This is a genomic window from Craterilacuibacter sp., assembly GCF_051659485.1.
Classification (GTDB): Bacteria; Pseudomonadota; Gammaproteobacteria; order Burkholderiales; family Chromobacteriaceae; genus Craterilacuibacter.
Genome location: NZ_JBOFOO010000276.1, coordinates 1 through 11,682, shown reverse-complemented (window position 1 = coordinate 11,682; position 11,682 = coordinate 1). Strand labels below are relative to the sequence as shown.

At 60.1% G+C, this 11,682-nt stretch carries 15 protein-coding genes; 5 read left to right on the top strand and 10 right to left on the bottom strand.

Features of this window, described 5'->3' with window-relative positions; all coding sequences use genetic code 11:
* The 4 genes from ACRC1E_RS09680 to ACRC1E_RS09665 form a co-directional block, all read right to left on the bottom strand.
* A partial coding sequence (locus ACRC1E_RS09680) for a hypothetical protein (protein WP_438514891.1) occupies positions 1-221 on the bottom strand: 221 nt, incomplete at its 3' end.
* A 22-nt stretch (positions 222-243) separates the two neighbouring features.
* The gene (locus ACRC1E_RS09675; RefSeq protein WP_438514890.1) at positions 244-546 is read right to left on the bottom strand and encodes an MGMT family protein; all 303 of its coding nucleotides are present in this window, start codon (positions 544-546) and stop codon (positions 244-246) included.
* On the bottom strand, positions 546-1,196 hold the full coding sequence (locus ACRC1E_RS09670) for an MBL fold metallo-hydrolase (RefSeq protein ID WP_438514889.1): 651 nt from the start codon (positions 1,194-1,196) through the stop codon (positions 546-548). The genes ACRC1E_RS09675 and ACRC1E_RS09670 overlap by 1 nt, the downstream gene beginning before the upstream one ends.
* Before the next feature lie 2 nt (positions 1,197-1,198).
* Positions 1,199-1,516, bottom strand: a complete 318-nt coding sequence (locus tag ACRC1E_RS09665; RefSeq protein WP_438514888.1) for a GIY-YIG nuclease family protein — start codon at positions 1,514-1,516, stop codon at positions 1,199-1,201.
* A 510-nt stretch (positions 1,517-2,026) separates the two neighbouring features.
* Here ACRC1E_RS09665 and ACRC1E_RS09660 point away from each other — a divergent pair.
* Positions 2,027-3,526, top strand: coding sequence for a DUF2252 domain-containing protein (locus tag ACRC1E_RS09660; RefSeq protein ID WP_438514887.1), 1,500 nt, complete (start codon positions 2,027-2,029; stop codon positions 3,524-3,526).
* Positions 3,527-3,538: 12 nt separating this feature from the next.
* Here the strand turns inward: ACRC1E_RS09660 and ACRC1E_RS09655 are convergent, their stop codons facing one another.
* The 3 genes from ACRC1E_RS09655 to ACRC1E_RS09645 form a co-directional block, all read right to left on the bottom strand.
* On the bottom strand, positions 3,539-3,964 hold the full coding sequence (locus ACRC1E_RS09655; RefSeq protein ID WP_438514885.1) for a hypothetical protein: 426 nt from the start codon (positions 3,962-3,964) through the stop codon (positions 3,539-3,541).
* A gap of 80 nt (positions 3,965-4,044) precedes the next feature.
* Entirely contained in the window at positions 4,045-4,371 is a 327-nt protein-coding gene (locus ACRC1E_RS09650) for a hypothetical protein (RefSeq protein WP_438514884.1), read from the bottom strand.
* 55 nt (positions 4,372-4,426) lie between these two features.
* Complete coding sequence (locus ACRC1E_RS09645; protein WP_438514883.1) at positions 4,427-4,987, bottom strand: hypothetical protein; 561 nt, start codon at positions 4,985-4,987, stop codon at positions 4,427-4,429.
* Positions 4,988-5,156: 169 nt separating this feature from the next.
* Between ACRC1E_RS09645 and ACRC1E_RS09640 the strand changes: the two genes are divergently transcribed.
* Positions 5,157-5,882, top strand: coding sequence for a response regulator (locus ACRC1E_RS09640; RefSeq protein WP_438514882.1), 726 nt, complete (start codon positions 5,157-5,159; stop codon positions 5,880-5,882).
* Positions 5,879-7,195 carry an ATP-binding protein gene (locus tag ACRC1E_RS09635; RefSeq protein ID WP_438514881.1) on the top strand — a complete coding sequence of 439 codons (1,317 nt, stop codon included), beginning with the start codon at positions 5,879-5,881 and terminating at the stop codon, positions 7,193-7,195. The genes ACRC1E_RS09640 and ACRC1E_RS09635 overlap by 4 nt, the downstream gene beginning before the upstream one ends.
* A gap of 43 nt (positions 7,196-7,238) precedes the next feature.
* Here ACRC1E_RS09635 and ACRC1E_RS09630 read toward each other — a convergent pair whose 3' ends face one another.
* The 3 genes from ACRC1E_RS09630 to hemA form a co-directional block, all read right to left on the bottom strand.
* Positions 7,239-7,427, bottom strand: a complete 189-nt coding sequence (locus tag ACRC1E_RS09630; RefSeq protein WP_438514880.1) for a YgaP family membrane protein — start codon at positions 7,425-7,427, stop codon at positions 7,239-7,241.
* 137 nt (positions 7,428-7,564) lie between these two features.
* Entirely contained in the window at positions 7,565-8,641 is a 1,077-nt protein-coding gene (prfA, locus tag ACRC1E_RS09625; RefSeq protein ID WP_438514879.1) for a peptide chain release factor 1, read from the bottom strand.
* Positions 8,641-9,900, bottom strand: a complete 1,260-nt coding sequence (gene hemA, locus ACRC1E_RS09620; RefSeq protein WP_438514878.1) for a glutamyl-tRNA reductase — start codon at positions 9,898-9,900, stop codon at positions 8,641-8,643. Before hemA ends, prfA begins: the two co-directional genes overlap by 1 nt.
* 161 nt (positions 9,901-10,061) lie before the next feature.
* Here hemA and pdxH point away from each other — a divergent pair, with 161 nt between their 5' ends.
* Both pdxH and ACRC1E_RS09610 read left to right on the top strand, forming a co-directional pair.
* Complete coding sequence (gene pdxH, locus ACRC1E_RS09615; protein ID WP_438514877.1) at positions 10,062-10,703, top strand: pyridoxamine 5'-phosphate oxidase; 642 nt, start codon at positions 10,062-10,064, stop codon at positions 10,701-10,703.
* A gap of 279 nt (positions 10,704-10,982) precedes the next feature.
* A complete protein-coding gene (locus ACRC1E_RS09610; protein WP_438514876.1) occupies positions 10,983-11,615 on the top strand; it encodes an acetate uptake transporter in 633 nt (210 codons plus the stop codon).
* Positions 11,616-11,682: the final 67 nt, after the last annotated feature.

Here is an 11,682-nt window from a genome sequence, read left to right as displayed (position 1 = left end):
GACCAGTCATTGGAAGCAAGGGCAGCCGGGGCGGCCAATGCACAGCCCAGCGCGATAAGGGAGCGAATAGACATTGAATATCCTGTAAGCAGAAAGAAAACCACGCGGAATCCGTGCGTGAAGCGCGCAGAATATAGCTCAACAGGGAAATCGCCAAATTTTTGCATTTTAACAGTAGATAACGACAATTTAATGCAAATTGGCTTGAAAATGTCATGCATGAAAGCATTGCCAATAAACTGTTTACAGTGTCGTCCAGCCACATTGCAACATATCCACCAGCCCATTGCGGCAGAACGAGACCCCCTCATGCTCCAGCAATAGCCGCTGCCAGTCGGCAGCCTCAGACCCGGCGCGGGCAATCCGGCCGCCGGCACCGACCACCCGCTGCCACGGCACATCTTCCATCCCGGCCAGCAGTCGGCCAACATGACGGGCATGACGCGGGAAGCCGGCAAGTTCAGCAATATGGCCATAAGTACACACCCGTCCCGCGGGAATAGCGCGCACGATGGCCTGCACCCGCACACTGAATTCCGGCGACATCAGCCGAAACGCGGATCGGCCACAAACGGATTGTGGCGCTTTTCCTCACCCAATGTCGTCAGCGGCCCATGGCCCGGCAGCACCACCGTCTCGTCAGGCAAGGCAAACAGCTTGCTGCGAATGGCGGTAATCAGCTGCTGATGGTTGCCCATGGGAAAATCGGTACGGCCAATGGAGCCGGCAAACAACACATCACCAGCAATCAGCAGACCTGCACTGGCGCTATAGAACACCACATGGCCGGGCGTGTGGCCAGGGCAGTGGATAACTTCCAGCATTTCCTCGCCTACACTCACCCGGTCACCCTCTGCCAACCAGCGCGCCGGCGTCAGCGGCGCACTCGGTGCAAAACCAAACATCTTGCCTTGCTGCGGCAATTGATCCAGCCAGAACGATTCGGCCTGATGCGGCCCCTCAATCGCGACACCCAGTTCGCCGGCAAGCTCGGCGGCACCGCCAGCGTGGTCGATATGCCCATGCGTCAGCAACAGCTTGTCTACCGTCAGGCCATGGGCGGCAATGCGCACATGAATGCGCGGCAGATCGCCGCCGGCATCCACCACGGCAGCACGCCGGGTCACATCACACCACAACAAGGTGGCATTTTGCTCGAACGGAGTCACGGGTATAACTTCAAATTGCAGCGCCATGGTCAGATACCGGGTCGGTCAGAATCTGCCGATTCTGGCATGCCCGTGCCGCAGGGTGAAGCAGATTGCAACATCCCGTGCTCGGCGATGAAGCTGCGCTTGGCCATCGTGGTCATGGACTTAAGCGCATGCTCGGCGCTCAAAGCCGCAGATTTATCGGGAAAAGCGAGCACCAGTGCTATCCGCTCGGGTGGATACATGCGGGTATAACGTGCGCCTTTTCCCTTCTGGTGGGCCGCAAAACGCTGCGCTACATTCCGGCTGATGCCGGTATACAGACTGCCGCCCCGACATTCCAATACATATAGAAACCAGCCCATTCTCCCCCTTTCCCTGTGACCACAACGACACGGCAGCCCTGTGGGTAACTTTGTGGATGGTTCAGGTATTTACTGTGTAAAAAAGGCACACGGCCAGTGCCCATTACACCCCATGCAGCAACTGCAATGATTTGAAAATAAACGCTAATTATCGAACCATTTTTATAAATTATTAGCCTGAATCGGAAACAAAAAACCTTTTTGCATAACGGTATAAGCCAAGAAAAACATTTTGGATGCACTCCCTGCTCGCATCCGCAAGGGCCGATAGTGCACTGCACAGGATTTGTGCCTGAATTCCTATCGTGGATTCGGCGACACGCCAGGCATGTGGATATCCTGCCCAACAAGCAGAGCAGAAGGCCGTAGACAGGGCAAGGCGGCCATTAAAGTGGCATAATACCTCCTTGCCATCGTCGCTAACTCACGACAGCAAACCGGAAAAACCCGGGCAGCAGAGGAGTGCCAGCGAGACAGGCCGCAGAGCAGAAAATCTGCTCCGGCACACACTTGTCACTACGCACGGCGCTCAAGCCGCGTAAAATCAACAGCAAGCCCTATCGCCCGAGTCGCATCATGCCATCCAAACAACATCCCCGCTTCGAAGAACTACTGGCCGCAGGTCAGGCGCGCCGCCTGCTATGTTCGCGTACCAGTCAGGCGCTCTGCTCGCTCGCCAGCGAGCGCGACCCGGTGGCACTGGTCGAGGCGACCAGTGCTGGACGCGTGCCGGCGCTGGTACCGCTACGCTACGCACGTATGGCCGCGTCGCCGTTTTCCTTTTTCCGCGGTCTTGCACTGGTACAGGCGGCGGATCTCGCCAGCCAGCCACACTCCGGCATCACGGTGCAGGCCTGCGGTGATGCCCACCTGATGAATTACGGCTTTTTTGCCTCGCCCGAACGCAATCTGCTATTTGATATCTGTGATTTCGACGAAACCCATCAGGCACCATGGGAATGGGATATCAAGCGTCTGAATGTCAGCCTGATCCTGGCGGCCCGCACGCTGGGTATCAGCGACCAAGCGGCGCGCGGCATTGTCCAAGCGGCAACCGGCACCTATCGCCGGCGCATGCATGAATATGCCCGCATGAGCCAGATGGATGTCTGGTATAGCAAGGTTTCCTACGACCAGCTGTGCGCCAGCGCGCCCTCGGACCAATTGCGCCAGACACTGGAAAAAATAGGCGAACGGGCACGCAACCGTACCCACTTGCGGCTGCTACCCAAGATCACGGCCGACGATGGTGTCACACTGCGCCTCAAGGACACCCCGCCTACGCTGTTCCACCTGCATGAAGCCAACACCCTGCTGCCGGAAGACGACCAGTGGCTGGCCACGCCGGATAGTCCGACCCTGATCAAGCCGATGATGGAACAGTATCTGACCACCCTGAAAGAAGATCGCGCACAGCTAGTGAGACGCTTCCGCATCGTCGATATGGCATTCAAGGTGGTGGGGGTTGGCAGTGTGGGCACCCGTTGCCTGGTCATCCTGCTGCAAGACGACTATGACCAGCCACTGTTCCTGCAACTGAAAGAAGCTCGCCCATCAGTGCTGGAACGCTTTACCCAGCCTTGTACCCATGGCCATCAGGGCAAGCGTGTGGTCTTCGGCCAGCGGGTGATGCAGGCGGCAAGCGACCTGTTTTTAGGCTGGACCACCGGTCCTGCCGGGCGCGACTTTTATGTGCGCCAGTTGCGCGACATGAAGGCTTCGGCACAACTGGAAAGCTTCGATACCGAAACACTCAGGGCATACGCCCAAGCCTGCGCCTGGACACTGGCGCGAGCCCACGCCAAATCCAGCGGCCAAGCCGCAATGATTGCCGGTTATCTGGGGAATTCAGGGAAGTTTGCCGATTCGATGGCGCAATATTCCATACTGTACGCCGATCAGGTCGAATCCGACTACGATGCCTTCCGCCGCGCCATAGAAAGCGGACGCCTGCCTGTCGACCCGTCAGCCGAAATCGGTCCCTTTGGCAGCAAGCCGGCCCGCAGCTAAAACGGGCACAAGCTAGTCTAATGCGAAGCGGCGGCTGACACATGCACGCTGCTCGGCACCAAACAGGCCGACACAAGCAGCCTCCGCCTCGCTGCGACGCGTACAGCGCGCTTTGTCCTGCGCACGCGTACAGTCGCTGGCGGGAAGCTGCGCTTGTACGCATAGCCGGCGTGCTTGACCCGATAGCGTGTCACATTCACTTTGCGCCGCCCGCAAAGCCTCACAGCGCGGGACATCGCGCTGGCGGCGGCAACTGGTTTCCGGTGTGAAGTCGTTCTGGCAGGCACGCAACTGCGCGGGCGGTACATCCAGACAAGATGCCTGCCCCGCGCGCAAGACCTCGCAGCGCTGAGGCGCCTGACTCAAACGGCAATCGCCAGCCGCGATGGCCAGCGTGCTTGTCATCGCCAGAACACATGCCAGCACAAAACAGCGCATTATTTACCCCGGACCAGATAGACACTGCTCACGATAGCATGTCCAAATGCCCGTTCAGCACGCGCCATACACGCACCGCATCAGTCATCGGGTGATGCACCACGCTGGCTCTGCCGGCGCTTGTCGCGCCAGAATTTGTGCGGGGTTTCGCCCTCGCCCTTTACACGGGCCTCGCGCTGCTGCCGCCGGTTTTCACTACGCTTGTCACGCTGTTGCCTGCGTTCCAGACGCATACTTTCGGCTTCCCGCGGACTGATATCCCCGTTCTTCAGCGCCTGACGCAAGCGTAATTCACGCAAGCGATGCGTATCCTGCATGCCAGCACCTCGCTCCTTGTCTGGATGGGAGCCGGCAATGGCTGGCATGCCAAGACAGCTTGCCAGCAACAGGATAAGGATGAATTTCATGATCGGATTCTAGCGCCCGGCAGCGCACCGTGTCACCGTCCGGGCTTATATCCTGTTATTTGGCCGCTACGGCCGGATGGTATTTATTATGCATTTCTGTGCGCAGACCATGTAATTCGGTGCGTTCACTATCCGAAATCACCCCATCAGCGCGTGCGGCCTGCATTTTGCTGCGCATTGCCGCCCGTTCCTGCTGCCAGGCTTGCTGCTGTGCCGGTGTCAGATTAGCCGGCATCTGCAGGCGTGCTTTGCCGCGTTTGCCATCACCCCAGCCTGCCGGCATGGCCGTGCGCGCCGGGCCACGCACATCATTGGCTGCCAGTGCGGCCGCCGTGGCCTTGAACTGCTGACGCATCGTGCCAAGCTCGGCACGCGCCGCCTCGCTCAAAGGCTGGCCCGACTGCTTCAATGCCTGATGACGCGCACGCAGGGCGCTACGCTCGGCCTGCAGGGTTTTCAGCTCGGCATCGGTCAGCGCCCCGGACAGGATATCTGCACGCATGGCGCTATGCTTGCCGCCATGAACTTGGCCTGCCGGTTGCGCCGCATCTGCCGCAAAGGCGCTGCCGGCCAGCAAAGCAAGGGATAGCAGACTGAGGGATAGGGTCTTTTTCATGATGTCTCGTGTCCTGTTTGGTATTGACGATGACCAGTCTAGGCCCAAGGTATTGCGCAAACATGCATAGACCGGCCATGAGTGTTAAGGAATGTAAAGCCAAGGCCCATACTTAACACTTACTCACGCCATGGCTGACCTGTGCGGGCGAACGCGTTAAGCTTGCTTCATGGAAAACTGCAAGATTCTGGTCGTCGATGACGACACCAAGCTGCGTGAGCTGTTGTCGCGCTTTCTGACCCAGCAGGGATTTATCGCCGATACCTTGCCGGATGCACGCGAGCTCGAACGCAAGCTGGCGCGCAACCGTCCCGACCTGATCGTGCTCGACGTGATGATGCCGGGGGAGGATGGTCTGGCCGTGGTACGGCGGCTGCGGGCTGCCGGCGAAAACATCCCGGTCATCATGCTCACGGCCCGCGGCGAAGACATCGACCGTATTCTGGGTCTGGAAATGGGCGCCGACGACTATCTGGCCAAGCCTTTCAACCCGCGCGAGCTAACGGCACGCATCCAGTCGGTACTGCGCCGCCATCATGCTACCCCCGCTCTCAACGCCAGCCATAGTGCACAAGAGCAGATTGGCTTCGGTAACTTCACCCTCAATCTGGGCCAGCGCGAGCTGAGCTATCAGGGACAGGGCATCACCCTCACCAGTGCCGAATACGCGGTACTGGCAGTGCTGGCACGCCATCCGCGCCGGCCGCTGACACGCGAGCAATTAATGGAAATGGCACTGGGAAAAGGCAACGGCGAATCGATGGACCGCAGCATAGATGTGCATATCTCGCGCCTCAGAAAGGCACTTGACCGCAACGACGACAAAACACGCCATATCCAGACCGTATGGGGCTACGGTTATGTCTTCGTACCGGATGGCATTGCAGACGCATGAAGATACGCCGCTGGCCCTCGCTCTCGCTGCTGTCGCGCCTGATTTTGCTGGTGATTACCGCGGTACTGCTCACACAGGGCATCACCCTGTGGCTGGCTTCGGTCGAGCGCCACCGCCTGATCAGCGAGCAGCTGTATAACGAGGTGCTCGATACGCTGGCCAGCGCAGAAGGTGCACTGGACGGCATGAGTGCCGATGAGCGTGACGCCTATCTGCAGGCCAGCAACCGCCCCGATTTCCCGCAATTGCTGCCCACCACGGCCGATACCGGTCTTGATTTTCGCGATCAGACGACTCCCATGACCCAAACACTGGCTCAGCGCCTGTCGGTGGCATTAGGCGAAAAAATAGATATCCGCCTGCGCAGGCTTGATGGCCGGCGCGAAATGTGGCTGCCGGTGCATGTGCTGGATCAGGACTATTGGCTGGTGATGCCTCTGGGGCGCTATAGCGAACGGCCTGTAAGCTCTTTGTTGCTGGCCTCGCTACTGGCCTCGTTGCTGGCCATGCTTCTGGCTTTCGGCTTTGCCTGGCAAACCAGCAAGCCCTTGTTACGCCTGTCGGCAGCAGTACGCGAGCTGGGGCGTGGCCGTACGCCCTTGCCGCTACCGGCCAGTGGCGCACGCGAAATCCGCAGTCTGGCCGAACACTTCAACCAGATGAGCCACAGTCTGGACGAAACGGCCCGCGAGCGCCGGCTGATGCTGGCCGGCCTGTCACATGATCTGCGCACGCCGCTCACCCGGCTCAAGCTGCTGCTGGAAATGCAGGAAGCCAGCCCCGACCAGCACGACATGCTGGACGATATCGACGAGCTATCGCGCATCGTCAGCCAGTTTTCCGACTTCGCCCGCGCCAGCGAAACCCGCCCGCTCAGCCCGACTGCGCTGAGCGAGCTCACCGACAGCGTCGCGACACGTTTTACCCGCAACGGCATGGCGATTACGCTGGATTTAGCGGAAGGCGTAGAGATCAACGGCGATGCGCTGGCACTGGAACGCCTGCTGTCCAATCTGCTGGAAAATGCACGCCGTTACGGCCAGCCACCATTTCGCATCCGCCTGCAACAGCAAGGCGCTTATGCCTGCCTGTGCGTCACCGACCACGGCAGCGGCATTGCCCCCGAGCTGCGCGAGGCGGCACTCGCCCCCTTCGAGCGACTGGCAGCACACCGCGGCACCGATGGCGGCAGCGGGCTGGGGCTCGCCATTGTCACCCGCATCGTCAACCAGCACGGCGGCACGCTGGACTTTGTCGATGAGGCAGATGGCGGATTTACCGTTCGGATCAAGCTCCTGCAAGGCGGGTGCTGAACAAGGAAAAGCCGGCATGCGCCGGCTGTTTGTGGAATAGGGCTCAACCCTTTTTGCAGGTATTAATCCCGAACATGGCATAAGGCGGACACCAGCCGATAAGCCCGGTTGCTACCGGCACCAGACCCAGAAATGCCCACGGACTTGCCGGCCCGACAAAGGCGAGGCTGGTGATGGCGAGGCCGACAACGACACGGATGACGCGCTCGGTATTGCCGATATTTTTTTGCATCTAGATTCTCCTTATTTCAGGTTTTCCCATATTATATTATATGGTTAAATATATTTAATTTCAATATATTGAACCCTGGTGCAAGACACAACAAAGCCGCCATGAGGCGGCTTTGAGCATCGCGGGCTAGCGTGTATTTAGTCTGCCAGCGCGGCGAGCAATTCGGCCTGATGTTCGGCCAGCAAGCCATCGGTCATATCGCTCAGGTCGCCATCCATGATCTGGTCCAGCTTGTAGAGCGTCAGATTAATGCGGTGGTCGGTGATGCGACCCTGCGGGTAGTTGTAGGTACGGATGCGTTCGGAGCGGTCGCCGGAGCCGACCAGGCTCTTGCGCTCGGCCGCCTCTTTTTGCTGCTGCGCACGCAACTGGATATCGTAGATGCGTGCCGCCAGCACCTGCATGGCACTGGCCTTGTTGGCATGCTGCGAGCGGCCATCCTGGCACTCGGCCACGATGCCGCTGGGCAGGTGGGTAATGCGCACTGCCGAGTCGGTCTTGTTGATGTGCTGGCCGCCGGCACCGGACGCGCGGTAGGTATCGATACGCAGATCGGCCGGATTGAGCACCACTTGGGCGATTTCGTCCGCTTCCGGCATCACCGCCACGGTACAGGCCGAAGTGTGGATGCGGCCCTGGGTTTCGGTTGCCGGCACGCGCTGCACGCGGTGGGCGCCGGACTCGAACTTCAGGCGTGAAAATGCCCCCTGTCCGATCAGGCGCACGATTACCTCGCGATAACCGCCAAGGTCGGACTCGGAAGCAGACACCACTTCGACCTGCCAGCGGTTGCGCTCGGCGTAGCGGGTATACATGCGCAACAGGTCGCCGGCGAACAGCGCCGCCTCATCGCCGCCGGTGCCGGCACGGATCTCTAGGAAGATATTCTTGTCGTCGTTCGGGTCCTTGGGCAGCAGCAGCTTTTGCAGCGCGATCTCCAGCGCCTCCAATCTGGTCTTGCCATCCTCGATCTCGGCCTGGGCAAATTCCTTCATTTCAGGATCGGACAGCATTTCGCCGGCGTCGGCAATATCCTGCTCGCACTGCTGGTAGGCCGCGAAAGTCTCAACCACCGGGGTCAGATCGGCGTGCTCGCGGGTCAACTTTCGGAACTGATCCATATTGGCCGTCGCATTCTCGCTGGCCAACAGGTGGGTCACTTCTTCGAGTCGCTCGGCCAACTGGGTCAGTTTGGCTGCAATCGACGGTTTCATTACGGCTCCGGGTGTAATCGGTAAAGACGCACTACCGCATCGGCCAGCGCGTCATGGTCTGCCCCCTTGCCGCCGGACAGGGCCCGGGTCGGCGGGTGCATCAGTTTATTGGTCAGTTGCTGCGACAGCATGTCGAGCACAACTTCGGGCGCTTCGCCACGCGCCAGCTGTTTCATCGCCACTTTGAGCGCAAGCTGTCTTTGCTGCTCGGCATTGTCGCGCAGGCCACGGATCAAGGGCACGCGCTCGCGCTGGCGCAACCAGTCGGCAAACTCGTCCACCCGTGAATGGATAATGGTTTCGGCTTCGTCGGCAGCCTGCTGCCTGGCCTCGCGTCCGACTTCGACGATACCGGCAATATCATCCACCGAATACAGGAACACATCGTCAAGCTCGGCCACTTCGGCCTCGATATCACGCGGCACCGCCAAGTCCAGCATAAAGATGGGCCGATGGCGGCGCGCCTTGAGTGCACGCTCGACCAGACCCTTGCCGATAATGGGCAGCTGGCTGGCAGTCGAGCTCACCACCACATCGTATTGCGCCAGCAGCTGCGGCAATTCGGCCAGCGTCACCGCGTCCACCTGCCCCGGCAGGCGGCAGGCCAGCTCGCGCCCGCGAGCCAGCGTTCGGTTGGCAATCGTAATCTGGCGCGGGCTACGGGCGGCAAAATGCGTCGCCACCAGCTCTATCATTTCACCGGCGCCGATAAACAGCACCTTCAGCTCGCCTATGGTCGGAAAGATTTGTTCCGCCAGCTTCACCGCCGCCGCCGCCATCGACACCGAATTGGCACCCACCCCGGTCTGGCTGCGCACTTCCTTGGCCACGGCAAAACTCTTCTGGAACAGGGTATTGAGCAAGATACCCAGCGTGCCGCTACTTTCGGCGGCACGCACCGCATCCTTGAGCTGGCCCAGAATCTGCGTCTCGCCCAGCACCATGGAGTCCAGCCCCGAGGCAACACGAAAAGCGTGGCGCGCAGCGGCCGGTGCATCCAGCTGGTACAGATAGGGCCGGAGCATATCCAGCGACACGTCGTGATAGCGTGCCAGCCACAGCAAGGCCGCCGCCGGGTCCTTGCTATTGCAATAGATTTCCGTGCGGTTGCAAGTCGAGACAATGGCGACCTCTTTGGCGGCCTGCGAATCGACCAGACTGGTCAAGGCCGCAGGCAACACCTCGGCCGGAAAAGCGAACTTTTCACGGATAGAGATGGGGGCAGACAGGTGGTTAAGGCCAAAGGCAACGAGTTGCATGAAGCGGAAAGCCGCAGGATAAAAGCGGCATTTTAACGTAAATGCCATGAGCCGGACGAGAGCTGATACGACAATGTGCAGGAATTTCCGGTGACAACAGCCGCCGGCCGGCGAACGCAGCGTGCCCTACTGGCGCTATCATGCAGCAAAAGGAGAACGCCATGCCGCTCAATCTCGCCGACATCCGTCAGGATTACGCAAAAAAAGAACTCTCGCCCCAAGACTGCCTGCCCGATCCGGTCGCCCAATTCGAGAGCTGGCTGCAAGAAGCCATTGCCGCCCAAGTGCTGGAGCCGACCGCCATGCATATCGCCAGCGTCGGCAGCGATGGCCGCCCCAGCAGCCGCATCGTACTGCTCAAGGGCGTAGAGCAAGGCCAGTTTCTGTTTTACACCAACTACGCCAGCCGCAAGGGCCAGCAGCTGGATGCCCACCCGTGGATCGCGCTGACCTTTTTCTGGCCCGAGCTTGAGCGTCAGGTGCGCATCGAAGGCAAGGTCGCGCGGGTCGCGCCCGAAGTATCCGACGCCTATTTCGCCAGCCGCCCCTACACCAGCCGTCTGGGCGCCTGGGCCTCGGAGCAGAGCAGTGAAATCGCCTCCAAAGCCGAGCTGGTCAAACGGGCGGCAATGTTCGGCGTCAAGTTTCCGCTAGGCGTACCGCGCCCGCCGCACTGGGGCGGTTACGCCGTCGTCGCCGACCGCATCGAATTCTGGCAGGGCCGCCCCAGCCGCCTGCACGACCGCGTGCAATATACGCTGGGCAGCGATGCACTCTGGCAGCGCGTCCGCCTGGCGCCCTAAGCCGATCCGCGCCTGTTTTGGCCATGCCTCTTTAATCCGGGGCATGGCTTGCTGCCCGCTGCACGACCCCATGGCATTCCACCGGGCCAGTCATCGCTGCCATCCATGCAAAAACACTCAACAACGACAAAGACGTAAACCATATAAATACAACAACTTAGCCTACAAGAATATTGGCGATTTCCTATCAAAAACGGGGGGTTTTGCGTTTACCGCGGGCAGGGGCTGCGGTACATTCGCCGGTCAAAAATTTACCCGCGCACCAACCGGAAAACAGATATGGACAAAAATACCCCCGCCCGCGTCGACCCCACCGCCATGGGCCTGTTCGGCCTGGCCTTGGTCACCCTGGTTGCCTCCAGCCAGAAATTAGGCCTCACCAGCGGCACTGCCGGCCTGCTGCCATGGGCCTGCTTCCTCGGCGCGCTACTGCAACTCATGGCCTGCAAGCTCGATGCCGACAAACCCAATATGCTGGGCATGACCGCCTTTGGCGCCTACGGCTTCTTCTGGCTGGCCATGGGCATGGTCTGGCTGATCCAGGGCGGCAGCTTTGGCAGCGCGCTGCAGCAGACCTATGACCCCAACCAACTGGGCATCGCCTTTGTCGGCTACCTGATCCTGAGCATTTATCTGACCATAGGTGCAGCCACCACCTCGATGTCGCTATTCCTGACCTTTGTCGCGATCGACTTCCTGTTTATCGGTCTGGTCGGCGTCAGCTTCGGCATTGCCCCGCATACATCGCACCTGCTGGCAGGGGTGGCAGAACTACTGACCTCGATCCTGGGCTTCTATGGCTCGGCCGCCCGTATCGTGAACCACCAGCACGGCCGCGTCATCCTGCCGCTGGGCAAAGCGCCATGCATGGCCGGTCCGCGTCCGGTCAAAGCCTGCGCCCAGACAGCCTGATCTACATCACCCGACGCAAAACGGGCCGGCTGCAATCTGCAGCCGGCCCGTTTTTCGTCAGTTACGC